The 26,360-nt window shown below is 76.7% G+C and carries 28 protein-coding genes; 17 read left to right on the top strand and 11 right to left on the bottom strand.

All coding sequences use genetic code 11. The annotated features are described in order from the left end of the window. Positions 1-85: 85 nt before the first annotated feature. The 3 genes from BMW27_RS13220 (at position 86) to BMW27_RS13230 (ending at position 1,972) form a co-directional block, all read left to right on the top strand. On the top strand, positions 86-637 hold the full coding sequence (locus BMW27_RS13220; protein WP_091445158.1) for a histidine phosphatase family protein: 552 nt from the start codon (positions 86-88) through the stop codon (positions 635-637). 79 nt (positions 638-716) lie between these two features. After that, entirely contained in the window at positions 717-1,238 is a 522-nt protein-coding gene (gene cobU, locus BMW27_RS13225) for a bifunctional adenosylcobinamide kinase/adenosylcobinamide-phosphate guanylyltransferase (protein WP_091444870.1), read from the top strand. Beyond that, the gene (locus BMW27_RS13230) at positions 1,235-1,972 is read left to right on the top strand and encodes an adenosylcobinamide-GDP ribazoletransferase (protein ID WP_091444871.1); all 738 of its coding nucleotides are present in this window, start codon (positions 1,235-1,237) and stop codon (positions 1,970-1,972) included. The genes cobU and BMW27_RS13230 overlap by 4 nt, the downstream gene beginning before the upstream one ends. Positions 1,973-2,041: 69 nt before the next feature. Here the strand turns inward: BMW27_RS13230 and BMW27_RS13235 are convergent, their stop codons facing one another. Together BMW27_RS13235 and cobN are read right to left on the bottom strand one after the other, a co-directional pair. Next, on the bottom strand, positions 2,042-2,260 hold the full coding sequence (locus tag BMW27_RS13235) for a hypothetical protein (RefSeq protein ID WP_091444872.1): 219 nt from the start codon (positions 2,258-2,260) through the stop codon (positions 2,042-2,044). Between the two features lie 41 nt (positions 2,261-2,301). Beyond that, entirely contained in the window at positions 2,302-5,997 is a 3,696-nt protein-coding gene (gene cobN, locus BMW27_RS13240; RefSeq protein WP_091445159.1) for a cobaltochelatase subunit CobN, read from the bottom strand. A 139-nt stretch (positions 5,998-6,136) separates the two neighbouring features. On the opposite strand from cobN, the gene BMW27_RS13245 reads away from it, so the two are divergent. Then, entirely contained in the window at positions 6,137-6,919 is a 783-nt protein-coding gene (locus BMW27_RS13245; RefSeq protein ID WP_091444874.1) for a PIG-L deacetylase family protein, read from the top strand. Positions 6,920-6,925: 6 nt separating this feature from the next. Here BMW27_RS13245 and BMW27_RS23725 read toward each other — a convergent pair whose 3' ends face one another. Then, entirely contained in the window at positions 6,926-7,591 is a 666-nt protein-coding gene (locus tag BMW27_RS23725) for a TIGR04222 domain-containing membrane protein (RefSeq protein WP_091444876.1), read from the bottom strand. A 119-nt stretch (positions 7,592-7,710) separates the two neighbouring features. On the opposite strand from BMW27_RS23725, the gene BMW27_RS13255 reads away from it, so the two are divergent. Further along, a complete protein-coding gene (locus tag BMW27_RS13255) occupies positions 7,711-8,583 on the top strand; it encodes a helix-turn-helix domain-containing protein (protein ID WP_091444878.1) in 873 nt (290 codons plus the stop codon). A gap of 3 nt (positions 8,584-8,586) precedes the next feature. Here BMW27_RS13255 and BMW27_RS13260 read toward each other — a convergent pair whose 3' ends face one another. Beyond that, positions 8,587-8,907, bottom strand: coding sequence for a tetratricopeptide repeat protein (locus BMW27_RS13260; RefSeq protein WP_175486498.1), 321 nt, complete (start codon positions 8,905-8,907; stop codon positions 8,587-8,589). Positions 8,908-9,026: 119 nt separating this feature from the next. On the opposite strand from BMW27_RS13260, the gene BMW27_RS13265 reads away from it, so the two are divergent. From BMW27_RS13265 to BMW27_RS13290, 6 genes are all read left to right on the top strand, one after another. Beyond that, a complete protein-coding gene (locus BMW27_RS13265) occupies positions 9,027-9,737 on the top strand; it encodes a DUF4383 domain-containing protein (protein WP_091444879.1) in 711 nt (236 codons plus the stop codon). Positions 9,738-9,792: 55 nt separating this feature from the next. Further along, positions 9,793-10,962 (top strand): precorrin-3B synthase, encoded by a 1,170-nt coding sequence (gene cobG, locus BMW27_RS13270; RefSeq protein WP_091444881.1) that lies wholly within the window; start codon positions 9,793-9,795, stop codon positions 10,960-10,962. Beyond that, positions 10,962-11,582 carry a precorrin-8X methylmutase gene (locus BMW27_RS13275; RefSeq protein ID WP_091444883.1) on the top strand — a complete coding sequence of 207 codons (621 nt, stop codon included), beginning with the start codon at positions 10,962-10,964 and terminating at the stop codon, positions 11,580-11,582. The genes cobG and BMW27_RS13275 overlap by 1 nt, the downstream gene beginning before the upstream one ends. Further along, on the top strand, positions 11,579-13,084 hold the full coding sequence (locus tag BMW27_RS13280) for a precorrin-2 C(20)-methyltransferase (protein ID WP_091444884.1): 1,506 nt from the start codon (positions 11,579-11,581) through the stop codon (positions 13,082-13,084). The genes BMW27_RS13275 and BMW27_RS13280 overlap by 4 nt, the downstream gene beginning before the upstream one ends. Before the next feature lie 187 nt (positions 13,085-13,271). Further along, the gene (mftD, locus tag BMW27_RS13285; RefSeq protein WP_091444886.1) at positions 13,272-14,441 is read left to right on the top strand and encodes a pre-mycofactocin synthase MftD; all 1,170 of its coding nucleotides are present in this window, start codon (positions 13,272-13,274) and stop codon (positions 14,439-14,441) included. Positions 14,442-14,499: 58 nt separating this feature from the next. Beyond that, entirely contained in the window at positions 14,500-15,711 is a 1,212-nt protein-coding gene (locus tag BMW27_RS13290) for an MFS transporter (protein WP_245743541.1), read from the top strand. A gap of 15 nt (positions 15,712-15,726) precedes the next feature. On the opposite strand, the gene BMW27_RS13295 is transcribed toward BMW27_RS13290, so the two are convergent. Continuing rightward, positions 15,727-16,218 (bottom strand): FBP domain-containing protein, encoded by a 492-nt coding sequence (locus tag BMW27_RS13295; protein WP_091445161.1) that lies wholly within the window; start codon positions 16,216-16,218, stop codon positions 15,727-15,729. 59 nt (positions 16,219-16,277) lie between these two features. Then, positions 16,278-16,964, bottom strand: a complete 687-nt coding sequence (locus BMW27_RS13300; protein ID WP_091444889.1) for an HAD hydrolase-like protein — start codon at positions 16,962-16,964, stop codon at positions 16,278-16,280. Positions 16,965-17,006: 42 nt separating this feature from the next. On the opposite strand from BMW27_RS13300, the gene BMW27_RS13305 reads away from it, so the two are divergent. Then, positions 17,007-17,393 (top strand): hypothetical protein, encoded by a 387-nt coding sequence (locus tag BMW27_RS13305; protein WP_091444891.1) that lies wholly within the window; start codon positions 17,007-17,009, stop codon positions 17,391-17,393. Here the strand turns inward: BMW27_RS13305 and BMW27_RS13310 are convergent. Next, the gene (locus tag BMW27_RS13310) at positions 17,344-18,108 is read right to left on the bottom strand and encodes a cobalt-precorrin-6A reductase (RefSeq protein ID WP_091444893.1); all 765 of its coding nucleotides are present in this window, start codon (positions 18,106-18,108) and stop codon (positions 17,344-17,346) included. The two genes, BMW27_RS13305 and BMW27_RS13310, sit on opposite strands and share 50 nt — an antisense overlap. A gap of 26 nt (positions 18,109-18,134) precedes the next feature. On the opposite strand from BMW27_RS13310, the gene BMW27_RS13315 reads away from it, so the two are divergent. Continuing rightward, the gene (locus BMW27_RS13315; RefSeq protein WP_091444896.1) at positions 18,135-19,226 is read left to right on the top strand and encodes a cobalt-precorrin-5B (C(1))-methyltransferase; all 1,092 of its coding nucleotides are present in this window, start codon (positions 18,135-18,137) and stop codon (positions 19,224-19,226) included. Here BMW27_RS13315 and cobM read toward each other — a convergent pair. The 3 genes from cobM to def are packed head-to-tail and all read right to left on the bottom strand — an operon-like array spanning position 19,223 to position 21,728. Next, complete coding sequence (gene cobM, locus BMW27_RS13320; RefSeq protein WP_091444897.1) at positions 19,223-19,966, bottom strand: precorrin-4 C(11)-methyltransferase; 744 nt, start codon at positions 19,964-19,966, stop codon at positions 19,223-19,225. The two genes, BMW27_RS13315 and cobM, sit on opposite strands and share 4 nt — an antisense overlap. Beyond that, the gene (cbiE, locus tag BMW27_RS13325) at positions 19,963-21,174 is read right to left on the bottom strand and encodes a precorrin-6y C5,15-methyltransferase (decarboxylating) subunit CbiE (protein WP_091444899.1); all 1,212 of its coding nucleotides are present in this window, start codon (positions 21,172-21,174) and stop codon (positions 19,963-19,965) included. Before cbiE ends, cobM begins: the two co-directional genes overlap by 4 nt. Continuing rightward, positions 21,171-21,728 (bottom strand): peptide deformylase, encoded by a 558-nt coding sequence (gene def, locus BMW27_RS13330; protein ID WP_091444901.1) that lies wholly within the window; start codon positions 21,726-21,728, stop codon positions 21,171-21,173. The genes cbiE and def overlap by 4 nt, the downstream gene beginning before the upstream one ends. A 35-nt stretch (positions 21,729-21,763) precedes the next feature. Here def and BMW27_RS13335 point away from each other — a divergent pair, with 35 nt between their 5' ends. The 4 genes from BMW27_RS13335 (at position 21,764) to BMW27_RS13350 (ending at position 25,972) form a co-directional block, all read left to right on the top strand. Continuing rightward, the gene (locus BMW27_RS13335) at positions 21,764-22,720 is read left to right on the top strand and encodes a cobalamin biosynthesis protein (RefSeq protein ID WP_091444902.1); all 957 of its coding nucleotides are present in this window, start codon (positions 21,764-21,766) and stop codon (positions 22,718-22,720) included. A 235-nt stretch (positions 22,721-22,955) separates the two neighbouring features. Beyond that, entirely contained in the window at positions 22,956-23,690 is a 735-nt protein-coding gene (locus BMW27_RS13340; protein WP_139206897.1) for an ANTAR domain-containing protein, read from the top strand. A gap of 105 nt (positions 23,691-23,795) precedes the next feature. Then, entirely contained in the window at positions 23,796-24,455 is a 660-nt protein-coding gene (locus BMW27_RS13345) for a lysophospholipid acyltransferase family protein (RefSeq protein WP_091444906.1), read from the top strand. After that, complete coding sequence (locus BMW27_RS13350; protein WP_091444908.1) at positions 24,452-25,972, top strand: cobyric acid synthase; 1,521 nt, start codon at positions 24,452-24,454, stop codon at positions 25,970-25,972. Before BMW27_RS13345 ends, BMW27_RS13350 begins: the two co-directional genes overlap by 4 nt. On the opposite strand, the gene BMW27_RS13355 is transcribed toward BMW27_RS13350, so the two are convergent. Further along, on the bottom strand, positions 25,959-26,348 hold the full coding sequence (locus tag BMW27_RS13355; protein WP_091444910.1) for an acyl-CoA thioesterase: 390 nt from the start codon (positions 26,346-26,348) through the stop codon (positions 25,959-25,961). The two genes, BMW27_RS13350 and BMW27_RS13355, sit on opposite strands and share 14 nt — an antisense overlap. Positions 26,349-26,360 lie beyond the last annotated feature (12 nt).

The following is a 26,360-nucleotide window of genomic DNA, read 5'->3' on the forward strand; positions in this document are numbered from 1 at the left end:
GGAGCGCGCACGCTCGCTCCCGCTGGACGACGGTACGAGGCGGGCCACGGGAACCGGCGGCACCCTGGCTACGCTGCCTGCCACCATGGCCCGGCCGCTGACCCTCCTGCTCGTGCGCCACGGGCAGAGCGAGTGGAACGCCGCGGGCCTCATGCAGGGCCAGACGGCGCACGTGCCGCTGACCGAGCTCGGGCACGCCCAGGCGGCCGGGGCCGCGCGGGAGCTGGCGGAGCTGCGCCCGGGTGCCCTGGTGTCCAGCGACCTCCGCCGGGCGGTGCAGACCGCCGAGCACTGCGCCCGCGCCACCGGCCTGCCGGTGACGACCACGCCGGCGCTGCGCGAGCAGGGCTACGGGGTGCTCGAGGGCCGGCCCTCGCGGGAGCTGTGGGACGTCGTCGACTGGACCGACCCGCACTGGGCGGCGCACGGCGGCGAGAGCCTGGCCGAGCTGCACGCCCGGGTAGGCGCCTACCTCGCGCAGCTGTCCGCGGACCCGCCGGCCGAGGTGGTCGCGCTGGTCACCCACGGCGACACCATCCGGGCGGCGCAGGCGGTCGCCGCCGGGCTGGGCCCGGACGCGATGCCGGCGGTCACCCCGCACAACGGCACGGTGACGGCGCTCGAGCTGGTCCTGTGAGTGCCGCGACGGCGACGGGCGGGCGAGCCCCGCGGGGAGCGCCGGCGACCGAGGAGCGGAACGAGTCCGGAGACAGGCCATGAGCAGGGTCCTCGTGCTCGGCGGCTCGCGGTCGGGGAAGTCCGCGCACGCCGAGGCGCTGCTGGCCGGCGCCGGCGACGTCACCTACCTGGCCACCTCTCCCCCGGTCCCCGGCGACGCCGAGTGGGCCGAGCGGGTGGCCGCGCACCGGGCCCGCCGGCCCCCCGGCTGGACGACGCTGGAGACGACCGCGCCCGGCGACCTGCTGCGCCGGGGCACCGTGCTGGTCGACAGCGTGACGACCTGGGTCGCCGCGCTGATGGACGAGACCGGCGTCTGGACCGACGAGCCGGGCGCCCGCGACCGCCTGGCCCGCCGCTGCGACGCGCTGGTCGAGGCCTGGACGATGACGCCCGCGCACGTGGTCGCGGTGTCCGACGAGGTGGGGCTGGGCGTGGTGCCCGAGACGCGCTCCGGGCGGCTGTTCCGCGACACCCTGGGCTCGGTCAACCAGCGGCTGGCCGGCACCGCGGACGAGGTCTGGTTCGTGGTCGCCGGGCTGCCGCAGCGACTGCGATGAAGTGGGCCGGGCCGCTGGAGTCCGCCGCGCTGCTCACCGTCCTGCGGGTGCCGGCGCGGGCGGCGTCGTCCACCCGCGGCGTGCTGCCGTGGGCGCCGCTGGTCGGCCTGGTGCTCGGCGGGGTGGCGGCCGGTGTCGGCCTGGCAGGCGCACGCCTGGTCTCACCGCTCACCGGGGCGGTGCTGGCCGTGGCCGTGCTGGCGGCGCTGACCCGCGGCCTGCACCTGGACGGGCTGGCCGACACCGCCGACGGGTTGGGTCCGCTGCGCGGCCGCGAGCGCGCACTGCAGGTGATGCGCCAGGGGGACGTCGGCCCGTTCGGCGTGGTGACGCTGCTGCTGACCGTCCTGCTGCAGGTGTCCGCCGCGGCCACCCTGCTCGAGGCCGGGCGGGGCTGGACGGCGCTCGTGGCCGCACCGCTCGTGGCCCGGCTCGCGATGGCGCGCACCGGGCTGCCCGGCGTGCCGATGGCCGCGGGCTCCGCGCTCGGGCAGTCGGTCGCCGGCACCGTGTCGGCGCGCTGGCTGGCCGGCTGGGTATTCGCCACCGCGGCGCTGCTCACCGTCGCGGGCCAGGCCCTGCTGGTGAGCGCGGTGGCCGGCCTGCTCGCGGCCGAACTCCTCCTGCGCCGGGCGCGCGCCCGGCTGGGCGGCGTCACCGGCGACGTGATGGGTGCGATGGGCGAGACGGCGGCCACGGTCACCCTGCTGGTGGCCGCGGCCGCCCTGCCGTGAGGGGCTGGAACGGCCCCGTCCAGAGGCTCGCCGCGAGCCTGCGAGCGGTGAGGAGGACGGGGTCCTTGCTCAGCGGCGGCGCAGCAGCCCGCCGAGCAGCCCGCCGAGGCCGCCGGAGGCCGCGGGGGTCGCCCGCCCCCGGCCGACCCGCCCCGAGGTCGCCCGGCCGTAGCCGCGACCGGTCGACATGCCACCGCGAGGCGCCATCCCGCGGTTCATCCGCCCGCCGCGGGCCGCGCTGCGCGCAGTGTTCTCTGCCGTGCCCATCAGTCGTCCGAGGATGCTCATGCGCGCAGGCATACCCAGCGCCGCGCCGGTCGATGCGCCGGTCAGGACCGTGAGGACGCCGGGGTCTCGCCGCCCTCCAGGTCGCCCTCGGTGTCCAGGTATGCCTGCTGCAGCTCGGCCAGCAGGCCCGCGTCCGGCTCGGCCCACATCTGCCGGTCGACGGCCTCCAGCAGCCGCTCGGCGATGCCGTGCAGCGCCCACGGGTTGCTCTTCTCCAGGAACGCGCGGTTCTCCGGGTCGAGCACGTAGGTCTGCGCGAGCTTCTCGTACATCCAGTCGGCGACCACGCCGGTCGTGGCGTCGTAGCCGAACAGGTAGTCCACGGTGGCGGCCAGCTCGAAGGCGCCCTTGTAGCCGTGCCGGCGCATCGCCTGCAGCCACTTCGGGTTGACCACGCGGGCGCGGAACACCCGGGCGGTCTCCTCGGTCAGCGACCGGGTGCGCACCGACTCGGGCCGGGTCGAGTCGCCGATGTAGGCGCGCGGCGCCGAACCGGTCAGCGCGCGGACCGTCGCGACCATCCCGCCGTGGTACTGGAAGTAGTCGTCGGAGTCGGCGATGTCGTGCTCGCGGGTGTCGACGTTCTTCGCCGCCACCGCGATCCGCCGGTAGGCCGCCTCCATGTCCGGGCGGGCCTGCACGCCGTCCAGCCCGCGGCCGTAGGCGTAGCCGCCCCAGACGGCGTAGACCTCGGCCAGGTCGGCGTCCCCACGCCAGTTCCGCGAGTCGATGAGCGGCAGCAGCCCGGCCCCGTAGGCACCCGGCTTGGAGCCGAACACCCGCGTGGTCGCCCGCCGGCGGTCGCCGTGCCCGGCCACGTCGGCGTCCACGTGGGCCTTCACGTAGTTCTGGTCGTCGGACTCCGAGGACAGCCCCGCCACCAGCGTCACCGCGTCGTCGAGCATGGTGACCACGTGCGGGAAGGCGTCCCGGAAGAACCCGGAGATCCGCACGGTCACGTCGATGCGCGGGCGGCCCAGCTCCTCCAGCGGGACGGGCTCCAGCCCGGTCACCCGCCGGGAGGCGTCGTCCCACACCGGGCGGACGCCGAGCAGCGCGAGCACCTCGCCGACGTCGTCCCCCGAGGTGCGCATCGCCGAGGTGCCCCACACCGACAGCCCGACCGAGGCCGGGTAGGCGCCGGTGTCGGCGAGGTGGCGCTCGACGAGGGAGTCGGCCATCGCCGAGCCGGTCTCCCAGGCCAGCCGCGAGGGGATGGCCCGCGGGTCGACGGAGTAGAAGTTCCGTCCGGTCGGCAGCACGTTGACCAGCCCGCGCAGCGGCGAGCCCGACGGTCCGGCGGGCACGTAGCCGCCCTCGAGGGCGTGCAGCGTCGCGTCCATCTCGTCGGTGGTGCGCTCCAGCCGGGGCACCACCTCGTCGACGGCGAACCGCAGCACCGCCTCGACGCCCTCGTCGGAACGCCCCAGCACCTCGGCGACCACCGATGGCACGGCACCGGGCGCCCAGCCCGCGGTCTCCATGCCGCCGACCAGGGCGGCGGCGGAGGCCTCCACCGCGTCGGTCTCCGTCCGCGACGCCCCCTCGGGCAGCCCGAGCGCCTCGCGCAGCCCCGGCAGCGCCACCGCGCCGCCCCAGATCTGCCGGGCGCGCAGCATCGCCAACACCAGGTCGACGCGGTCCTGCCCCGACGGCGGCGTGCCGAGCACGTGCAGGCCGTCGCGGATCTGGGAGTCCTTGATCTCGCAGAGCCAGCCGTCGACGTGCAGGACCATCTCGTCGAAGCGGTCGTCCTCGGGCCTCTCGGAGAGCCCCAGGTCGTGGTCGAGCTTCGCGGCCTGCAGCAGCGTCCAGATCTGCGCGCGGACGGCGGGCAGCTTGGCCGGGTCCATCGCGGCGACGTTGGCGTGCTCGTCGAGCAGCTGCTCCAGCCGGGCGATGTCGCCGTAGGAGTCGGCGCGGGCCATCGGCGGCACCATGTGGTCGACCAGCGTGGCGTGCGCGCGGCGCTTGGCCTGCGAGCCCTCCCCCGGGTCGTTGACCAGGAACGGGTACACCAGCGGCAGGTCGCCGATCGCGGCGTCCGGGGCGCAGGACGCCGACAGCCCCACCGTCTTGCCGGGCAGCCACTCCAGGTTGCCGTGCTTGCCGACGTGCACCAGCGCGTGCGCCCCGAACACCGAGCGCAGCCACCAGTAGGCGGCGAGGTAGTGGTGGGACGGCGGCAGGTCCGGGTCGTGGTAGATCGCGATCGGGTTCTCCCCGAAGCCGCGCGGCGGCTGGACCATCACCACCACGTTGCCCGCCCGCAGCGCGGCGAAGACGATGGCCTGGTCGGTCCCGGAGCCGTCCACGAACAGCGCGCCCGGCGGCTGCCCCCAGTGCGCGACCATCGCCTCGCGCAGGTCCTCGGGCAGGGTGTCGAAGAAGGCGCGGTACTCCGCCGCCGGGATGCGCACCGGGTTGCCCGACAGCTGCTCCTCGGTGAGCCAGTCGGCGTCCTGCCCACCCGCGGCGATGAGCGCGTGCACCAGCGCGTCGCCGTCGAGGTCGGCGACGCCGGGCAGCGCGTCGGGACCGTCGAACGGGCCGACGTCGTAGCCGGCGCCGGACATCGCGGCCAGCAGCCGGACGACGGACGCCGGGGTGTCCAGGCCGACGGCGTTGCCGATGCGGGCGTGCTTGGTCGGGTAGGCGCTCAGCATCACGACGACGCGGCGGTCCCCGGGCGCGACCGACCGCAGCCGGGCGTGCGCGACGGCGGTACCGGCGACCCGTGCGGCCCGCTCGGGGTCGGCGACGTAGTGCGTCAGGCCGTCGGAGTCGGTCTCCTTGAAGGAGAACGGCACGCTGATCAGCCGGCCGTCGAACTCGGGGATCGCGACCTGGTTGCCGACGTCGAGCGGGGAGAGCCCGTCGTCGTCGGCCAGCCACTCCTCCCGCGAGCGGGTCAGGCACAGCCCCTGGACGACCGGCACGTCGAGCGAGGCCAGGGCGCCGACGTCCCACGCGCCGTCGTCCCCACCGGCCTGCGCGGTGGCCGGCCGCGAGCCGCCGGCGGCGAGCACGGTGACCACCAGGGCGTCGGCGCCCTGCAGCGTCGCCAGCAGCTCGTCGGAGACGTTCCGCAGGGACGACGTGAAGACCGGCAGCGCGGAGCCGCCGGCGTCCTCGACCGCGGTGCACAGCGCCTCGACGAACGCGGTGTTCCCGGCCAGGTGGTGCGCCCGGTAGTAGAGGACGGCGACCGTCGGGCCGGGCCCCGCCTCGTCCGTGCCGCCGTTCCGTGCTCCCTCCGCTCCTCGGTCGCTGGCGCTCCCCGCGATGCTCACTCGCCCGTTACCGGCGGACGGCCGCTCCAGCACGCCCCAGTCCGGGGCTACCACCGGCGGCTCGAAGCCCTCGCCGGTGAGCAGCACGGTGTCGGACAGGAAGCGGTGCAGCTGGACGAGGTTGTCCGGCCCGCCCTGCGCCAGGTAGCCGTGCGCCTCGGTCGCGACGCCCATCGGGACCGTCGACAGCTCCATCAGCTCGGCGTCGGGCAGCGCCTCCCCACCGAGGACGACGACCGGCACCGGCCCGGCCAGCAGCGGCGCCAGCAGCTCCTCGTACTGGCGGCGCACCCCGAGGAGGCGGACGACGACGAGGTCCGCGCCGTCGGTCAGCGCAGCGGTGCCCGCGTCGTCCAGCCGGGCGGGGTTGCCCAGCCGCCAGTCGGCGCCGCTGGCGCGGGCGGAGAGGAGGTCGGTGTCGCTGGTCGACAGCAGCGTGAACACCGACGGCACGCTACCGGGGGGAGCTGGGGCCTCGCGGCGCGGACCCGTCCCCCTGCGGCGGGTGGCGACGCCCCGGACGGCCGGGTCCGCACGCTGCGCCCGCGGGGACGGGGGACGCCGCAGCCCTAGCGTCGCGCCCATGGCCCCCGCTCCGGTGCCGCCGTTCCCCGCCGACGCGTTCGGCCGCGTGCTCTGCGTCGTCGCGCACCCCGACGACGTCGAGTACGGCACCTCCTCCGCCGTCGCCGCCTGGACCGCCCGCGGCACCGACGTCGCCTACCTGCTGCTCACCCGCGGCGAGGCCGGCATGGACGCGCTCCGCCCCGAGGAGACCGCCCGGTTGCGGACGGCGGAGCAGCTGGCCGCCGGTGAGGCGGTCGGGGTCTCCGAGGTCCGCTTCCTCGACCACCCCGACGGCGTCCTGGAGTACGGACTCCCGCTGCGCCGGGACATCGCGCGCGTCATCCGCGAGTACCGCCCCGACGCCCTGCTGGTCGGCTCGTGGGAGGTCGAGTTCGTCGCCGGGCTCAACCAGGCCGACCACCGCGTCGCCGGCCTGGCCGCGGTGGACGCGCTGCGCGACGCCGGGAACCGGTGGGTCTTCCGCGAGCTGCTCGACGAGGGGCTCGAGCCGTGGACGGTGCGCTGGCTGCTGGTCGGCGGCGACCCCCGCCCCACCCACGGCGTGGACGTGACCGGGGAGCCGCTGCAGCGGGGCATCGCGTCGCTGGAGGCGCACGGGCAGTACCTCGCCGGCATCCCCGGGCACCCGCCCCCGCGCGCCATGATCACCGGGGTCACGGCGCTGCAGGGGCGGGCGATGGGGGTCCCGCACGCGGTGCTCTTCCGCGCCTTCGACTTCGCGGCCCCACCGCCGATCGCGCTCGAGGCGATGCGGGCGGCGGCCGAGCCGGTCGGCTGAGGAGGCTCAGCAGCCCCCGTCGCCGCCGCCACCACCGCCGCCGCCGCAGTCACCGCCGAAGCCGCCGCCGGCCCACCCCCCCGAGCCGCCGTGGGCGTACACCCCGGAGTGGCTGCGGCGGACCTGGCCCACGCGCTGACCCGGGGGCGTCGGCAGGTACGGCGGGGGCGGGTCGAAGACGGCGGTGTGGAGCTCGGCGTCCCACGCGGAGGGCCCGGCCAGCGCCACCGCCAGCGCGGGGTTGCCGCCCGTGCCCGTCGGGGACGGCGGGCTCTGCCGCACCTGCCGCAGTGCGGCTCGACCCGCCCGCGTCAGACCCGACAGCGTCCAGAACGACGGCTCCCGCGCGCCCACGCCCCCGCGCCGGGTGAGCAGCCCGTCATGGGCCAGACCGTCGGCGACGGTGGCCAGGCGGGGGTCCGACCGCGCCCGCCAGACGAGTCCCCAGACGGAGCGTCCGCGCGGTCCCACGGCGTCCAGGACCACCGCCTCGACAGGGTGCCGACGGGAGGCGTCCACGACGTGCAGCCGGCCCGTGGCGCGGTCCACGCGCAGTCGCCCGTTCTCCACCAGGGCGACCACCGCGGTCTCGACCACGCGCCGGGGGCCGCCGGCCAGGTAGGCGATCTCGTACAGGTCGGAGCGGAGCAGGGGGACGGGCGTTCCGGTCATGTCCGTCGTCCTTCAGGTCGAGGATCGAGAGGGGCTGCGGCCGCACGCTCACGGTGGCACGCGTCCACCGGGCGACGCCAGCGCGCTTGCACGATTGCACGCAGGGTTACCGTCGCGCCGTGGTCGACCGGGACACCCCGTCGGTGCGGGAGCGCCGACTGGCACGGGAGCTGCGGCTGCTGCGGACCGGCGAGCGGCTGCACGCCAAGGACGTCGCCGCCCGCCTGGGCTGGTCGCCGTCGAAGGTCTCGCGGATCGAGACGGCGCGGACCGGCATCACCGCCGACGACCTGGACCGGCTGCTCGAGCTGTACCGGGTCCCCGACGACCACGCCGACCTGCTGCGCCGGCTGGCGCCGTCGGCCCGGCCGCGCGGCTGGTGGGACGCCTACGCCGACACGCTCTCGGCCGGCTACGCCAACCTCATCCGGCTGGAGGCCGGGTCGCGGGCGCTGCGCTGCTTCGGCGCGCTGGTGCCGCACGCGCTGCTGCAGACGCCGGACTACGTGCGCCAGGTCGTCCTCTCCACCTGGGAACGGCCCGCGCCGCCGGAGGTCGAACGCCGGGTGCAGGTCTGCCGGCGCCGGCAGGAGGTCCTCGACGCCGCCGACCCGATGCAGCTGTGGGCGGTCCTCGACGAGTCGGTGCTGCACCGCGCCGCGGGCGCGCCCGGGACGCCCGACGGCGCGACGGTGCTGCGGGGTCAACTGGCGTGGCTGGCCGAGGTCGCGGGGCGGCCGAACGTCACGCTGCAGGTGCTGCCGTTCGACGCCGGTCTGCCGCCGGTGACCGCGGGCTCGTTCTCCGTCCTCGAGTCGCGCGCCACCGGGACGCCGGACGTCGTCTACCTGGAGAACAAGACGCGGATCGCCTTCGTCGACGGGGAGGCCGAGGTGCACCGGTACGGCCGGGCCTTCCAGCTGCTCACCGAGATGGCCCTGGACCCCGCCGCGTCGATCGGGCTGATCGAGCGCCTGGCGAGCGCCCGCTGACGCTCAGGCGGCACCCAGGGCGTCGGCCACCCGGTGGTGCGCCACCGCCTCACCGGCCCGGCTCTGCCGCTCCAGCGTGCGGGCCAGCGCCCGCCGGGCCCAGCCGTTGGCCGGGGCCATCTCCACCAGGCGGGTCAGCGCCTCCTCCGCCCGCGCCAGCTGCGCGGACCCGAAGTAGGACCGGGCCAGCAGCTCGAGCGCGGCCTCGTTGGCCGGCTCCGCCTCGACCAGCGGCTCGAGCAGGCGCGCCGCCTCGATCGGCTGCGCCATCGCGAGGAAGAGGTCCGCGCGCAGGAACTCCGAGTGCAGGTCACGCTGCGTCATGCCGGGCAGAACGCCGCGGCCCCGCCACACCTTCCCGCGAGAAGCCGTCGCTGTAGTGCATCCACCCTGGGCTCGGGAGGCGAACAATGGTCACCGTCCCACCCTCTCCGGGAGTCCCCATGGCACTGCGACTGCACCTCCCGCACCGCACGAAGCCCTCCTCCGACCCAGCCGGCGACCCGCACCTCGGTGCGCGGGTGTTCGCCGTCCAACGAGCCGGCGCCGTCCTGGTGGCGCTGGTCCTGCTGGTCTTCGGTCTGCTCGGCTTCGCCGGCGGCCTCGACTACTTCTCCACCGAGGGTGAGCGCATCCTCGGCCTGTCCTCCAATGGCCTGCTGTCCACCATCTCGGTGGTCGTGGCGCTCGTGCTGCTGGCGGCCGCCGCGCGCAGCCCCCGCATCGTCTCGACGGTGATGCTCGTCATCGGCGCGCTCTTCCTCCTGTCCGCGCTGGTGAACCTGGCGGTGCTGCGCACCTCCTTCAACCTGCTGGCGTTCGAGTTCGAGAACGTCGTCTTCTCCGTGGTCGTCGGCCTGCTCCTGCTGACGCTCGGCGCCTACGGCCGGATCAGCGGGCACCTGCCGGCGGACAGCCCGTACGCCCGCGTGCGCCCGGGCGACGACGAGGACGTCGACCTGACCAGTGACCTGCCGTCGACCCCGGCCGAGGTCGAGGCGGAGCGGGCGATGCGCGCGGCCGAGGTGGCCGTCGTCCAGCACGTCGCCACCAACGACCAGCGCCGCCGGGTGGCCGCCATGGCCCACGAGCACAGCCGGGCCGACCGCCGCCGGGTGTGGATGTCGTTCGACGACGCGCGCCGGCTCGGCTGAGCCGGGCCGCCGCCGCTCACCGGGCGGGACGGCGGGCCGTACCCTCGCCTCCGCCATGACCGCCCGTGCCGCCCCCGCCGCCCGCGTCCGCGCCGACGCGTGCCCCGGGGCGCTGCAGACCCACGCCGCGGCCGACGGCGCGCTGGCCCGGGTCCGGGTGCCCGGCGGCCTGCTGACCGGCGGCCAGCTGCGGTCGCTGGCGGCCGCGGCCCGCGACCTCGGCGACGGGGCGCTGGAGCTCACCAGCCGGGGCAACGTGCAGCTGCGCGGGCTGGCGGCGGGCGCCGAGGCCGAGCTCGGCGACCGGCTCGCCGCCGCCGGCCTGCTGCCCAGCGCCACGCACGAGCGGGTGCGCAACGTGCTGGCCAGCGCGCTCACCGGCCGGGCCGGCGGGCACGTCGACGTCCGGCCGTGGGTACGGGCGCTGGACGCCGCCGTCTGCGCCGACCCTGCGCTCGCCGCGCTGCCCGGCCGGTTCCTCGCCACGCTGGACGACGGCCGCGGGGACGTCGCCGGTCTCGGCGGGGACGTCGGCCTGCTCACCCTCTCCCCCGCCGAGGTCGCGCTGACCCTCGCCGGCGCCGACAGCGGCCTGCGCGCGCACCCCGACGACGCGGTCGCGCTCGCCCTCGCCGCCACGCGGGCCTTCCTCGCCGAACGGACCGCGCAGGGCGGCACCGCCTGGCGGCTGGCCGAGCTCGACGACGGCGCGGTCCGCGTCGGGGCCCGCCTGGACGGCCGCCGGGGCGGGATCGTGCAGGTCCCCCACGTGCCGGCGCCGGGGCCGGTCGGTGCAGCGCCGCAAGGCGACGGGAAGGTCGCGCTGGTCGCGGTCGTGCCGCTCGGGCGGCTGGACGCCGCGCAGGCCGAGCTGCTCGCCCGGCTGGCCGACGAGGTGCAGCTGACACCGTGGCGCAGCCTCGTCGTCCCGGACCTCGCCGAGGACGCCGTCGACGACGCGGCCGTCGCGCTGCACCGGACCGGCATGGTGTTCGACGCGGGGAGCCCGTGGACGCGGGTCACCGCCTGCGCCGGGCGGCCGGGGTGCGCGAAGTCGCTGGCCGACGTCCGGGCCGACGCCACCGCGGCGGTCGCCACCGGGACGCTGCCCGTCGACGGCGCCCGGCAGCACTGGGCCGGGTGCGAGCGCCGCTGCGGCCGCCCGCAGGGCGAGGTCGTCGACGTGGTCGCGACCGGGACCGGATACCGACTCGGGAAGGGCTGATGTACGAGTACGAGAAGGACGGCGCGGAGATCTACCGGCGCTCGTTCGCGACCATCCGGGCCGAGACCGACCTCACCGGCCTGCCCGAGGACGTCGCGCGGGTCGCGGTGCGGATGGTGCACGCCTGCGGGCAGGTCGACCTGGTCGAGGACCTGGCGTACTCCCCCGCCGTCGTGGCGCGCGCCCGCGAGGCCCTGGACGCCGGCGCCCCGGTGCTGTGCGACGCGGAGATGGTGGCCTCGGGCGTCACCCGCCGTCGGTTGCCCGAGGACAACGAGGTCGTCTGCACGCTCAACGACCCCCGCACCCCGGCGCTGGCCGCCGACCTCGGCACCACCCGCACCGCCGCGGCGCTGGAGCTGTGGCGGGACCGGCTGGACGGCGCCGTGGTCGCCATCGGCAACGCGCCGACCGCGCTGTTCCACCTGCTGGAGATGGTCGCGGCCGGGGCACCCCGCCCCGCCGCCGTCCTCGGCATCCCGGTCGGCTTCATCGGCGCGGTCGAGTCCAAGGACGCGCTGGCCGCCTCCGACCTCGAGCACCTGGTGGTCCGTGGCCGGCGCGGCGGCAGCGCCATCACGGCGGCCGCGGTCAACGCGATCGCGAGCGACGTCGAGTGACGGGGCGTCTCTACGGGGTGGGCCTCGGCCCCGGCGACCCCGAGCTGGTCACCGTCAAGGCCGCCCGGCTGATCGCCGCCGCCGACGTCGTCGCCTTCCACGCCGCCCAGCACGGCCGCTCGGTCGCCCGGGCGGTGGCCGCCCCCTACCTGCGCGAGGGCCAGGTCGAGGAGCTGCTGGTCTACCCCGTCACCACCGGGACGACCGACCACCCCGGCGGTTACCAGGGCGCGATCGACGAGTTCTACGAGGCGGCGGCGGCCCGGCTGGCCGCCCACCTGGACGCCGGCCGCGACGTCGTCGTCCTCGCCGAGGGGGACCCGTTCTTCTACGGCTCCTACATGCACATGCACAAGCGGCTGGCGCACCGCTACCCGACCGAGGTGGTGCCGGGCGTGACCAGCGTCAGCGGGGCCGCCGCGGCGGTCGGCCGGCCGCTGGTGGAGCGCGACGAGGTGCTCACCGTGCTGCCCGGCACGCTGCCGGCCGAGGAGCTGGCGGAGTGGCTGGCCACCACCGACTCGGCCGCCGTGCTGAAGCTCGGGCGCACCTTCGACAACGTGCGCGAGGCGTTCGACGCCGCCGGGGTGCTCGACCGGGCGCTCTACGTCGAGCGGGCGAGCACCGACCGCCAGCGCACGCTGCCGCTGGCCGACGTCGACCCGGCGACGGTCCCCTACTTCTCCCTCGCCCTGCTGCCCAGCCCGCTGACCGGCCCGGCACCCGGGCCGGAGCAGCACGACGCGGCCGCGCCCCGCACCGGCGAGGTCGTCGTCGTCGGCCTCGGGCCGGGCCGGCGTTCCTGGACGACACCGGAGGCCGCCGAGGCGCTGGCCGCCGCCGACGACCTGGTCGGTTACGGCCCCTACCTGGACCGGGTGCCGGCCAACCCGCGGCAGACGCGCCACCCGAGCGACAACCGGGTGGAGGCCGAACGCGCCGCGCACGCCCTGGACCTGGCCCGGTCCGGACGGCGGGTCGCGGTCGTCTCCAGCGGCGACCCCGGCGTCTTCGCGATGGCCGCCGCGGTGCTCGAGGTCGCCGAGCGGCCGGAGTACGCCGGCGTCCCGGTGCGGGTGCTGCCCGGCCTGACCGCCGCACAGGCCGTCGCCGCCCGGGTCGGCGCGCCACTGGGCCACGACTTCGCGGTGGTCAGCCTCTCCGACGTCCGCAAGCCGTGGGACGTCGTCGTCGACCGGCTGCGCCACGCCTCGGCCGCCGACCTGGTGCTCGCCCTCTACAACCCGCGCTCGAAGGCCCGCCCGCACCAGCTCGCCGAGGCCCGGGAGGTGCTGCTGGAGAGCCGCGGACCCGGCACGGTGGTCGTCGTCGGCCGCGACGTCGGTGGCCCGGAGGAGAGCATCCGGGTCACCACCCTCGGCGCACTCGACCCGGAGACCGTCGACATGCGCTGCTGCGTGGTCGTGGGCTCGTCGCAGACCCGGGTGAGCCGCACCGGCGCCGTCTACAGCCCGCGCACCCACCCTGGGGTCACGCGCTGAGGGAGGACCTCCGACGAGGCCCCGTCCCGGCGGTCCTTCTGCCGAGCGTGCGAGGGGCGGGGGGACGGGGTCCTTCCGGAGGGCCACGTGACACTGAGTGCCACGCCTGGCACGATGACCCGCCAGTGGCGCACGTCACCCTGATGCGGGCGGCGCCGGTGGCCGGGCGATGGCGGGAGGGGCTCTCATGGCGAGCACCAGGGACTGGTTCGAGACCGTCGAGGAGGCCCAGCACCGCGCGAAGAAGCGGCTGCCGCGGTCGGTGTACCTGGCGCTGGTCGCCGGGACCGAGAAGGGGCTGACGGCCGGCGACAACGTCGCCGCCTTCGACGAGATCACCTGGCGCCCGCACGTCGCCGACCTGCACGCCAAGCGGGAGACGGCCACCACCGTGATGGGCCAGGAGGTGTCCATGCCGGTGCTGGTCTCCCCCACCGGCGTGCAGGCGGTGCACCCCGACGGCGAGGTGGCGGTGGCCCGGGCGGCCGCGGCCCAGGACGTCGCGATGGGGCTGTCCTCGTTCGCCAGCAAGCCGGTGGAGGAGGTCGGCGCGGCGCACTCCAAGCTGTTCTTCCAGATGTACTGGGTCGGCTCGCGCGAGACGATCCTCGCCCGGGCCGAGCGGGCCCGCGCCGCCGGCGCCAAGGGCCTGATCATGACGCTGGACTGGTCGTTCGCCTCCCGCCGCGACTGGGGCAGCCCACCCATCCCCGACAAGATCGACCTGAAGAACGCGGTCAAGTTCGCCCCCGAGGTGCTGCGCAAGCCGCGCTGGCTGGCCACCTACCTGCGCTCGGGCGGCATCCCCGAGCTCAGCGTCCCCAACCTGGCGCTCGGCGGCGAGGAGCCCCCCAACTTCTTCGGCGCCTACGGCGAGTGGATGGGCACCCCGCTGCCCACCTGGGAGGACGTCGCCTGGCTGCGCCAGCAGTGGGGCGGGCCGTTCATGCTCAAGGGGATCACCCGGCCCGACGACGCCCGCCGGGCCGTCGACGCCGGCGCCAGCGCCATCTCCGTCTCCACCCACGGCGGCAACAACCTCGACGGCACGCCGGGGGCGATCCGCTCGCTGCCGGGGGTGGTCGACGCGGTCGGCGACCAGGTCGAGGTCGTCATGGACGGCGGGGTGCGCCGCGGCGCCGACGTGGTCAAGGCGATGGCCCTGGGCGCCAGGGCCGTGATGATCGGCCGGGCCTACCTGTGGGGCATGGCCGCGGGCGGCGAGCGGGGCGTGCAGAACGTCCTGTCGATCATCCGCCAGGGCATCGACGAGGCGCTGCTGGGGCTCGGGAAGGCCTCGGTGCACGACCTGACCCGCGAGGACGTCGTCCTGCCGCCCAACTTCACCCGCGACTGAGCGGGCCGCCCGCCGGCCGACGGGAATGCGGACGCGGCGGGCGGGCTTGCGTTGTTGCGTGCCCGCCCGCCGCGCGTCCCGCGCCGTCTCGTTCTGGACGGCGGCCGCGCTGCTCGTCCTGGTCCTCGCGGCCTCCGGCGTCCCCTCGCCGCTCTACCGCGTCTACCAGGAGCGCTTCGGGTTCTCCGCGGGCGTGCTGACGACGGTCTTCGGCATCTACGCCCTCGCCCTGCTCGCCACGCTGCTGGTGGTCGGCGCGCTGTCGGACCACGTGGGACGGCGGCCGGTCATCGTCGCCGGGATGCTGCTGCAGGTCGTCGCGATGGCGCTGTTCTGGGCCGCCGACTCGGTGGGCTGGCTGCTGGCCGCGCGGGTGGTGCAGGGGCTGTCGGTCGGCAGCCTCACGGGTGCCCTGGGCGCGACGCTGCTGGACCACCAGCGCAGCGACCGCCCGCTGGGCGCCCTGGTCAACAGCGCCTCCCCCGGGTTCGCCCTCGCCCTCGGTGCGGTCAGCGCGGGCCTGTCGGTCGAGTTCGTGCCCGCCCCCACCGACTGGGTCTTCGGCACGCTGACCGTCCTGTTCGCCGTCGCCGCCGGGGTGGCCCTGCTGCTGCCGGAGTCCTCGCCGCGCATCCCGGGCGCGCTGGCCTCGCTGCGCCCGCGGGTGCACGTGCCCCTCGCCCAGCGGGCGGCGTTCCTCGTCGCGGCACCGTGCCTGGTGGCGATGTGGGCGCTGGGCGGCCTCTACCTCTCGCTGGGGCCGTCCGTGGCCGCCGGCGTCTTCGGCCTGGAGGACCACCTCGTCGGCAGCCTGGTCATCGTGGCCATGCAGGGCATGGGCGCCGTCGGCGGCATCACCATGCGGAACACGGCCCCGCACACCGCGATGACCTCCGGCTGCCTGGTGTTCGCCGCGGGCGTCAGCGGCACAATCGTCTCGCTGGCCACCGGGAGCGCCGCGCTGTTCTTCGCCGCCGCCGCGGTGTCCGGGTTCGGCTTCGGGGCGGCCTTCCTCGGCGCGGTGGCCACGGTGACCGCCGGCGTCGCGCCCGGCGAGCGCGGCGGGCTGCTCTCCAGCGTCTTCGTCGTCGGTTACCTGGCCTTCAGCATCCCGGCCGTCGCCGCCGGGCTGGCCTCGGGCGCGGTGGGGCTGCGGCCGACCGCCGCGGTGTACGGGGGAGCGGTGATCGTCCTGGCCCTGGCCGCGGTGGCCGGGCTGCTGCGGCACCGGCGCGCGACCGAGCGCCGTCCCGAGCCCGTCGCCGTGTAGCCCGGAGGCGGCGGGTCAGCGCAGGACGGCGTCCAGGAACCCGTGCACCCGCTGCTCGAGCTCGGCGGTCCGCTCGGCGGCGACCTCCTCCGGGTCGCGCTCGCGCAGCCACGGCGGGATCTCCTCACGCGCGCGGACGGCGCAGGCCAGGTCCGCGCAGACGTAGGTGCCGACCGTGTTGCCGTTCCGGCCGGCCTCCCCGGCCCGGCGCGCGGTGAACAGCGAGACGTCGCTGCCCGCCTGCGCCGTCTGGCACAGCAGGCACATCGCGGGCGTGCCCGACGACATCCGGGTGTCGGCCGCGCGGACGGCGACGCCGACCGGCCGGCCCTCCCGCTCCACGACCAGGTAGCCGCGCAACGGCGCCTTCGGGTCGCGCCAGCCGAGGACGACGAGCTCCTCCCACGGCGTCTCGGCGAACGTGCGGGGCAGGGTCATGCCCTCGGCCTCGCCGCGCGAGCAGTTCACCAAGGACCGCCGTACCTGCTTCTCCGTCAGCGCGTGCACGATCTGCTCCCCCGTCGTCGGACTGCCGGCGGACATCATGCGCGACGGCGCCCCGGAGGTCAGCCGGGTATCCGGTCCAGCGCCGTCCGCACCTCCGCCGGGGTGGCCGCCACCACCGCGGCCCCGGCGTCCACCAGCTCGCCCGGCGGCGCAGGACCCCAGCCGGCACCGATGCACGGCAGCCCGTGCGCGGCGGCGCCCAGCACGTCGTGCGCCCGGTCGCCGACCAGCACCGGCCGCTCCCCGTCGGGGTGCGCGGCCAGCGCCGCGGCGACGACCTGGTCCTTGTGCCGGACGGTGCCGTCGAAGGTGGCGCCGTGCACGGACGCGAAGGAGGGCAGGAGGCCGGTGTGCGCGAGCAGCCGGACGGCGAAGGGCTCGGGCTTGCTGGTGGCGACGGCGAGGGTGGCGCCGGCGTCGGCCAGTGCGGTCAGCAGCTCGGGGACGCCGCGGTGGACGGTGGCGTCGAGCAGCGCGCCCGCCGAGTAGTGCGCGCGGTAGGCCGCGACGGCCCGCGGGACGTCGTCCGGCGGGACGCCGAGGACGAGGGCGAAGCCGTCCTGCAGCGGCGGGCCGACCATGCCGCGCAGCTGTTCCGGCGTGGGCTCCGGCAGGCCGAGTGCGTCGGCCGCGGCGCGGACGGAGGCCCAGATGCCGGGCGTGGAGTCGACCAGCGTGCCGTCGAGGTCGAACAGGACCAGGCGCCGGGTGAGCCCCTGGTGCGCAGGGTGATCAGCTGCTTCCATCTTCAAGCAACCCCCTGCCGTCGTCCGACCCGGAGGACCTCCATGACCCGGACCCGCGACACCACCGTGGCAGCCCCTCCCTCGACGATCCGGCCGGTGCAGGCCGCCGCGGCGCTGTCGCTGGTGGTCCTGTTCTGGCAGTTCCTCTCGGCCGGCCGGATCATGGTGGGCGAGGACGCCACCGGCGGCCACGGGGCCGGGGCGATCGCGCTGCACGTGACCACCGGGCTGCTGCTGGCCGCCGCGGTGCTGCACGGGCGGCGCACGCGGGTGTGGTGGCCGGCCGCGCTGGCCGCGGCCGTCTTCGTGCTGACCTTCGCCCAGGCGGCGCTGGGCAGCTCGGGCTCGATCGCCGCACACGTCCCGCTCGCCCTGGTGCTCACGGTCGGGACGGTGTGGCTGGCGGCCTGGTCGTCCCGGACCGCCTGAGCACCCAGGCCGCGGCCTCCTCGACGGTCGCGGCCACCGGCACGCCCTCGGGCAGCGGGGGCCGGCGGACCAGCACCACCGGGACGCCGAGCTCCCGGGCCGCGGTGAGCTTGGCCGCGGTCATCGGCCCGCCGCTGTCCTTGGTGACGACGACGTCGACACCGTGCGCAGTCATCAGCGCCCGCTCGTCCTCGACGCCGAACGGGCCGCGGGCGAGGACCACCGTGGCCCGGGCCGGCAGCGGCGGCTCCGGCGGGTCCACCGAGCGGACGACGCAGTGCGCGCTCAGCCCGGCGAAGGCCGCGAGCCCCTGCCGGCCGGTGGTCAGCAGCACCGACCGGGCGCCGGCCACCGCCGTCGCCGCCTGCTCCAGGGAGTCCACCCAGCGCCAGTCGTCGCCGGGCTGCGCCGTCCAGCCGGGGCGCTGCAGCCGCAGCAGCGGGGTGCCGGTCGCCGCGGTCGCCGCGGCCGCGTGCGCGGTCATGGTGGCCGCGAACGGGTGCGTGGCGTCGACCAGCGCAGCCACGCCGTCCAGCGCCGCCACCAGACCGGCCGTGCCGCCGAAGCCGCCGATCCGCACCTCGCCGGGCGGGAGCACCGGGTCGGCGACCCGTCCGGCCAGCGAGCTCAGCACGTCGACGCCCTCGGCCACCAGCCGCTCCGCGAGCCGCCGGGCCTCCGCCGTCCCACCCAGGACGAGCACCCGGCCGGTCACGCCGGGCTCCCGTGCATGCTGGTCAGGTGACCGAGGCGGGGCGCGAGCGCAGCACGGGGCTGCGCCACGGCTGGACGACGGGCGCCTGCGCGACCGCGGCCACCACCGCGGCCTACACCGCGCTGCTGACCGGTGAGTTCCCCGACCCGGTGCAGATCGACCTGCCGCGCGGCTTGCACCCGTCGTTCGCGCTGGCCACCGAACGGCTCGAGGACGGCGCCGCCACCGTCGGGGTCGTCAAGGACGCCGGCGACGACCCCGATGTCACGCACGGCGCGCTGGTCTCGGCCCGGGTCACCCACGGCGAGCCCGGCAGCGGCGTCGTCTTCCGGGCCGGCGAGGGCGTCGGCACCGTGACCAAGCCCGGCCTGCCGTTGCCCGTGGGTGAGCCGGCGATCAACCCGATGCCGCGTCAGTTCGTCCGCGAGCACGTGGCCGCGGTCGCCGCCCGGCACGGCGGCACCGGCGACGTCGTCGTCGAGGTCTCGGTGGAGAACGGCGCGGAGCTCGCCCGCCGGACGTGGAACCCCCGGCTGGGCATCCTCGGCGGGCTGTCGATCCTCGGGACGACGGGCGTCGTCGTCCCGTACTCGTGCTCGTCGTGGATCGACTCGATCCGCCGCGGCATCGACGTCGCCCGCGCCGCCGGTCACCTGCACGTCGCCGGGTGCACCGGCTCGACCAGCGAGCGGGTGGTCGCCGAGCTGTACGGGCTCCCGGAGGACGCGCTGCTCGACATGGGCGACTTCGCCGGCGCGGTGCTCAAGTACCTGCGCCGCCACCCGGTGCCGCAGCTGACCGTCGCCGGCGGCATTGGCAAGCTGGCCAAGCTGGCCGACGGCCACCTGGACCTGCACTCCGGCCGCTCGCAGGTGTCGACGGAGTCGCTGGCCGCGATGGTGCGCGACGCCGGCGGGGCGGCCGAGCTGGTCGAGGGCGTGCGCGGCGCCAACACCGCGCTCGACGCGCTGCAGCGGTGCCAGGCGGCCGGGCTGCCGCTCGGCGACCTGGTGGCCGCCGGCGCGCGCAGGACGGCGCTCGGCGTGCTCCGCGGAGCGCCGGTCGAGGTCGACGTCGTGGTGATCGACCGCGCCGGGACCGTGGTGGGACGGGCCTAACCGCGGCATCGCGTCGTCGAGTACAGGTGGCTGTCGGGGAACTCCGCCGCCGCGAGCACCGGGCCCACGACCACCACCGCCGTCCGCTTCACGCCCGCCGCCTCGACCTGCCCGGCGATGTCCGCGAGCGTGCCGCGCAGCACCAGCTCGTCGTCCCGGCTGGCGCGGGCGACCACGGCGACCGGGCCGTCGTCCCCGTAATGCTCGGCCAGCTCCGGCGCGAGCTCGGCGATCCGCTGGACGGCGAGGTGCAGCACCAGCGTCGCGCCGGTGGCCGCGTAGGCGGCGAGCTGCTCGCCGGGCGGCATCGGGGTGGACCGGGCGCTGGTCCGGGTGAGGACGACGGTCTGCCCGACCCCCGGCACGGTCAGCTCCCGCTTGAGCGCCGCCGCGGCCGCGGCGAACGCCGGGACGCCGGGCACGACCTCGTAGGGCACCCCGGCCGCGTCGAGCCGGCGCATCTGCTCGGCCACGGCGCTCCAGAGCGACGGGTCACCGGAGTGCAGCCGCGCCACGTCGAGGCCGGCCTCGTGCGCGGCGACCAGCTCGGCGGTGATCTGGTCGAGGTCGAGGTCTGCGGTGTCGACCAGCCGCGCGCCCGCCGGCGCGGTGTCGAGCAGCTCGCGGGGCACGAGCGCGCCGGCGTACAGGCAGACCGGCGCCGACGCGATCAGCCGCGCCGCCCGCAGCGTGACGAGGTCCGCCGCGCCCGGCCCGGCCCCGATGAAGTGGACCGTCATGGCCTGGTCACGCTCCAGATCGTCACGGGCATGGCCGGCCGCCAGCCGGTGTAGCCGCCGACCGGCGCCGCGTGCGCGACCGACAGCCGGGTCAGCTCGCCGCCGACCCGCGACCGCCACGCGGCCAGCACCGCCTCGCCCTCGACGGTCACCGCGTTGGCCACCAGCCGGCCGCCCGGGCGCAGCGCGGCCCAGCAGGTCTCCGGCAGCGCCTCGCTGGTCAGCCCGCCGCCGACGAACACCGCGTCCGGCTCGGGCAGCCGGTCGAGCGCGGCCGGCGCGCGGCCGTGGACCACCTGCAGCCCGGGGACGCCGAGGCGCGCGGCGTTCTCCGCGATCCGGCGCGCCCGCTCGGCCGACGACTCCACGGCGACCGCCCGGCAGGACGGGTGCACCCGCATCCACTCGATGCCGATCGAGCCGGCCCCGGCACCGACGTCCCACAGCAGCTGCCCGGGCACGGGCGCGAGCCGGGCCAGGGTGACCGCGCGGACGTCGCGCTTGGTCAGCTGGCCGTCGTGCGCGTACGCGTCGTCGGGCAGGCCGGGCACGGCGGGCAGCGGCTCGGTGCCGGGGTCGGCGACCACCTCGACGGCGGTGACCACGAGGGGGTCGGTCCCGGCGTGCGGCCAGCCGGCGGCGGTGCCGCGGAAGCTCCGCTCGGCGGGCCCGTCCAGCTGGGCCAGCGCCACGACCCGGCTGGCGCCGTAGCCGTGCCCGGCCAGCAGCCGGGCGACCTCCGCGGGGGTGCCGCCGTCCGAGCCGAGCACCAGCAGCCGCCGGCCGGGGGTGACGTGCGCCGCGACCAGGTCGACCGGCCGGCCGACGACCGACACGACCTGCGTGTCCTCCACCGCCCAGCCCAGCCGGGCGCAGGCCAGCGTCACCGACGAGGGGCGCGGGAGCACCTCGACCGCACCCGCACCGTGCGACCGGACCAGCGAGGTGCCGACGCCGGACAGCATCGGGTCGCCGCTGGCGAGCACCACGACCCGGCGGCCCGGGTGCTCCCCGAGCAGGCCGGCCAGCGCCGGGCCCATCGGCGAGGGCCAGGGCACCCGCTCGGCGGGCACGTCGTCCGGCACGAGCGCCAGCTGGCGGGCGCTGCCGCGCAGCACGTCGGCGTCCTCGACCGCCCGGCGGGCCCGCGGCGAGAGCCCGTCCCAGCCGTCCGCGCCGATGCCGACGACCACGACCGGCGTGCTCACGCGGGCAGCTGCCCGCTCGGGCCGGCCGCCTCGGCGAGCAGCCGCTCGCGCAGCTCCTCGGGCAGCCGGTCGACGTACACGGTCCCGTCGAGGTGGTCGACCTCGTGCTGCAGGCAGCGCGCGGCCATCCCGGTGGCCTCGATCGACACCGGCGCACCGTCCGCGTCGACGCCGTCCACCCGGGCGCGGAAGGCACGCGGCAGCTCCGCGTAGGGGCCGGGCACCGAGAGACAGCCCTCCTCGGTGACCTCCTCGGCCGGCTCGCCCTCGCGCGGCTCCAGCACGGTCAGCTCGGGGTTCACCACGTAGCCGACGACGTCCTCGCCGCCGGCGTCCGGGCAGTCGATGACGAACACGCGCGCGTCGACGCCGATCTGGTTGGCCGCCAGGCCCACGCCATCGGCGGCCTCCATCGACGCGAACATGTCGAGGACCAAGCGGCGCAGGTCCTTGCCGAACGCGGTCACCGGGGCGCACGGGCGGTGCAGGACCGGGTTGCTGCCGTAGGTGACGATCGGCCGGGCGACGCCGCTGTAACGGCCGGGCAGGCGCATGACCGTCGATCCTAGGGACGGCGCCGGTTGGCACCATGTGCCGCGTGCTGCTCCCGCGCGACCTGCCCACCGCCGCGGGGCTGGCCCTCGGCGCCGCCGCCGACCTGCTGCTGGCCGACCCGCGCCGGTGGCACCCGGTGGCCGGCTTCGGCCGGGCCGCCGCGGCCCTGGAGCGCCGGACCTGGCGCGACTCCCGCGCCGCCGGGGTCGCGCACGCGGGGCTGCTGACCGGGGCGGCGGCCGGCCTGGGCGTCGCGCTGGACCGCGCCACCCGCGGCCGGGCCGGAGCCCGCACCCTGGTCACCGCCGCCGCCACCTGGGCCGTGCTCGGCGGCACGTCCCTGGGCCGCGCCGGGACGGCGATGGCGCGCACCCTGGACGCCGGCGACCTGCCCGCCGCCCGTGCCCTGCTGCCCACCCTGGCCGGCCGGGACCCCGCCGGGCTGGAGGTCCCGGAACTGGCCCGCGCCACGGTCGAGTCGGTCGCGGAGAACACCTCGGACGCCGCCGTGGCGCCGCTGGTCTGGGGGGCGCTGGCCGGCCTGCCCGGCCTCCTCGGCTACCGCGCCGTCAACACCCTGGACGCGATGGTGGGCCACCGCTCGCCGCGGTACGCGCGCTTCGGCTGGGCGTCCGCGCGCGCCGACGACGTCGCCAACTGGCTGCCCGCCCGGCTGACCGCCGCGCTCACCGTGGCCACCGCGCCGCTGGCGGGGGGCTCGGCGCGCGCGGCGTGGACGGTGTGGCACCGCGACGGCGCGGCCCACCCCTCGCCCAACGCCGGCCGGTGCGAGGCGGCGCTGGCCGGTGCCCTGGGCCTGCGGCTGGGCGGCCGCAACGTCTACGGCAGCCGGGTGGAGGACCGTCCGGTCCTCGGCAGCGGGCGGTCGCCATCGGCGCGCGACGTCCCCCGCGCCGTGCGGCTCTCGCGCGCGGTGTGGACCGTGGCCGCCGCGCTCGCGGCGGTGGCCCGGGCACTGCCCCGCTCCTGACTCCACGCTGCTGCCCAACGCCGCTCCGTGACCGTCTCGGGACGGCGCACCGGGACACGCGGAACGGGGCACCAGATCGGCGTCGACGCCCGTGCGTGTCGCCGCAGGACGTCGTACGGTCCGAGGACACGGAGCGGCCGGTGACTTCCGGTCACCGGCACACCGCGGTGGTCGAACACACGGCCGGCGGCGCCCCGGCCGGGCCGGCCCCGACGGCACACCCCATGGAGTCGACATGACCGCGACCCATCCCCCCGCCTTGACGCGGAGCACGGCGCCTCGTGCCCGTCCCACCCCGCAGCCGGCACACAGCGCCTCCTCCCGGCGGCTGGCCGGCCGGTACCGCTACGACCGGCGCGCCGGCACGTGGACCTGGTCCCCGGAGATGTCCGCGCTCCTCAACGTGGCACGCAACGGCGCCCACCCGTGCACCGAGCTGCTGGTCCGCTCGATCCACCCGGGCGACCGGCCGCGGGCCCTCGACGCCATCTCCGGCGCCTGCTCCGCCGGCGTGCCCTTCGCCCTGCGGGTGCGGCTGGGCAGCCGGGGTGGGGTGGAACGCCCCGCCGTCCTCGTCGGCGAACCCGTCGTGGACGCGGCCGGGGCGGTCGACGCCCTCGAGGGCGTGCTCGTGGAGCTGCCGCCGGAGCCCCGCCCGTCGGCCGCCCGGCCGGGCGCAGGCGAGCCCGAGGACGACCGGGTGCAGGCCCTGGAGACCGAGGTGACGCAGCTGCGCACCGCGATGAGCAGCCGGGCGGCGATCGAGCAGGCCAAGGGCATCCTCATGCTGCTCACCAGCTGCGGCGAGCAGGTGGCCTTCGACCTGCTGGCGCACATCTCGAGCAACTCGCACCGCAAGGTGCGCGACGTCGCCGTGGCGATCGTCGAGTCGGCGGCCGGCCACGCCGGGCTGCCCCAGGACATCCAGGCGCTCATGCGCGACGTCTGCCCACCCCGCCCGCACCCCTGAGGGCGCGCCGTGCGCCCCGGGAGCCGGCCGCTCCTGGGGCGCACGGGATGATGCCGCTGTCGCCGGCGGCCGCCGGCGCCCCCGAGCCGAGAAGGGGGACGCGGCGTGCTCTACGTGGTCGTCCGGTTCCTGCTGCGCCCGTTGTTCCACGTCGTGCTGCGCATGCGCGTGACGGGGCGGGAGAACGTGCCGGCCACCGGCCCGGTGATCCTGGCCAGCAACCACCTGTCCTTCATCGACAGCATGGTCATCCCGCTGTCCGCGCCCCGCCGCGTGCACTACCTGGCCAAGGCCGAGTACTTCACCGGCACGGGCATCGGTGGCTGGCTGACCCGGACCCTGTTCACCGCGCTCGGCGCCATGCCGGTGCAGCGGCAGACGTCCCGGGCCGCGCAGGAGGCGCTGGACACCGCACTGGCCGTGCTGCGCCGCGGCGAGGGCTTCGGCATCTACCCGGAGGGCACGCGCTCGCGCGACGGGCGGCTGGCCCGCGGCAAGACCGGGGTCGCCTGGCTGGCGCTCACCGCCGACTGCCCCGTCGTCCCCGTGGCCGTGCACGGCACGGACCGGGTGCAGCCGGTCGACTCCCGTTGGCCGCGGCCGCACAAGGTGTCGGTCACCTTCGGCGAGCCGCTGACGTTCCCCGAGCAGCGCGGGATGGCCGGCAACGGCCGGGCCCGCCGCGTGGTGACCGACCGGGTCATGGAGGCGATCGCCGAGCTCTCCGGTCAGGAGAAGGCCGGCTGGGGGCAGCCGGCGGCATGAGCGGCGCACTGCTCGTCGCCGGGACCACGTCGGATGCCGGCAAGTCGGTGGTGACCGCCGGCATCTGCCGCTGGCTGGTGCGCCAGGGGGTCTCGGTCGCCCCGTTCAAGGCGCAGAACATGAGCAACAACTCCATGGTCACCCCCGACGGCGCGGAGATCGGCCGGGCGCAGGTCATGCAGGCCGCCGCGGCCCGCGTCGAGCCCGAGGCGGCGATGAACCCGGTGCTGCTCAAGCCCGGGGGCGAGGACTCCAGCCAGGTCGTCGTCCTCGGCCGGGCCGTGGCCGACGTGACCGCGCTGTCCTACCGGCCGATGAAGGCCGCGCTGCTGGAGCAGGTGCTGGCCAGCCTCGAGGACCTGCGCGCGCGGTTCGACGTCGTCGTCTGCGAGGGCGCGGGCTCCCCCACCGAGATCAACCTGCGCGCCGACGACATCGCGAACATGGGGCTGGCCACCGCCGCCGGGCTGCCCGTGGTCGTCGTCGGTGACATCGACCGGGGCGGGGTCTTCCCGGCGCTCTACGGCACGGTCGCGCTCATGCCGCCGGCCGACCAGCGGCTGGTCGCCGGCTTCCTGGTGAACAAGTTCCGCGGCGACGTCCGCCTGCTCGCGCCCGGGCTGGACCAGCTCACCGCGCTCACCGGCCGCCCGACCCTCGGCGTGCTGCCCTGGCTGGCCGGCGCGGCGGTGGACGTGGAGGACTCCCTCGGCGTCCCGACCGGCGTCTCCTCCGCCGGCCCGCCGCACGGCGAGGAGGTGCTGCGGGTCGCCGTCGCCCGGCTGCCGCGGCTGTCCAACTTCACCGACCTCGACGCGCTGGCCGCCGAGCCGGGGGTGCTGGTCCGCTACGCGACCACCCCCGAGGAGCTGGCCGACGCCGACCTGGTCGTGCTGCCCGGCACCCGCGCCACGGTCGCCGACCTGGGCTGGCTGCGCGCCACCGGCCTGGCCGACGCCGTGGTCCGGCACGCCGCCGCCGGCCGGGCGGTGCTCGGCGTCTGCGGCGGTCACCAGATGCTGGCCCGGACGATCACCGACGACGTCGAGTCCCGGGCCGGCACGGTGCCCGGGCTCGGGCTGCTGCCGGCCGACGTCCGCTTCGCGCCGGAGAAGACCCTCGGCCGGCCGGCCGGGACGGCGTGGGGGGAGCCGGTGCGCGGCTACGAGATCCACCACGGAGTGGTCACCGTGGACTGGCTCTCCTCCGACCTGCCTGCCGAGCCCTTCCTCGACGGCGCCCGCGCCGGGTCGGTCTTCGGCACCACCTGGCACGGGGCGCTGGAGGTCGACGGCTTCCGGCGCGCGTTCCTCGCCGAGGTCGCCCGGGTGGCCGGACGGCGGTTCGTGGCGGCGCCGGACACCGACTTCGCCGCCGTCCGCGAACGGCGGCTGGACGCCCTCGGCGACCTGGTCGCCGAGCACGCCGACACCGACGCGCTGTGGCGGCTGCTCGAGGACGGCGTCCCCGACGGCCTGCCGGTGCTCCCGCCCGGGGACGCGCTCAGCCCTCGGTGAGCCGGGCGCGCACGTCGTCCGGCCAGGGGGCGGCCACGCCGCCCGAGGCGCACACGTAGGTGGTGCGGACGACGCAGCAGACCTGTTCGCCGACGCGGACGGTGAACCGGACCGTTACGCTGGTGCGGCCGACCCGCTCGGTCTCGGCGTCCACCGTGACGGTGTCGCCCCACCGCGCCGACGACGTCCACTCCAGGGAGCTGGCCTTGACCAGCGGGTCGATGCCGCGGGCGACCAGGTCCTCCCAGGGCAGGCCGTGCGCCGTCCACCAGTCGTAGGAGGCCTCGTCGGTCCAGGTCAGGTAGTGGGCGTTGAAGACGACGCCCTGCTGGTCGCACTCGACGTACCGGACCGGGGAGCTCCACCGTGCAGCCACGGCCGGTGACCG

The organism is Geodermatophilus poikilotrophus (assembly GCF_900111455.1).
In the GTDB taxonomy this organism is placed as follows: domain Bacteria; phylum Actinomycetota; class Actinomycetes; order Mycobacteriales; family Geodermatophilaceae; genus Geodermatophilus; species Geodermatophilus poikilotrophus.